The organism is Deinococcus alpinitundrae (genome assembly GCF_009982895.1).
In the GTDB taxonomy this organism is placed as follows: domain Bacteria; phylum Deinococcota; class Deinococci; order Deinococcales; family Deinococcaceae; genus Deinococcus; species Deinococcus alpinitundrae.
The window spans coordinates 1-257 of the sequence record NZ_WXZL01000348.1 but is presented as its reverse complement, the minus strand read 5'-3'; the positions used below and the strand labels follow the sequence as shown (position 1 = coordinate 257).

Sequence of the window (257 nt, the reverse complement as noted above, 5' to 3'; positions counted from 1 at the left end):
AGCCTGATATACCAGCTGCTAAAAAACTTCCACTATTTACAATGATATCTCGTTGATGCTCTGGGTAGCTGTTTTCTAACATAATCGCAAAAATATCTTCTAATTCATTATTAATACGTTGATGTGCTTTGTTGCAAAATGCTTCACTATTTAATTCGCAAGACTTTGCAGCATCTTTGATATAACTCGCAATTGAAATGAAAATATTACGCAGTACCTTTTCATTAATGACATTAGAAATGCTCAAGTTATCATTC

The 257-nt window shown here is 32.3% G+C and carries 1 protein-coding gene; it reads right to left on the bottom strand.

Annotation, left to right across the window (positions count from 1 at the left end):
* Positions 1-257: hypothetical protein (locus GUI70_RS25930; RefSeq protein WP_438503518.1), on the bottom strand; the 257-nt coding region annotated here is incomplete at both ends.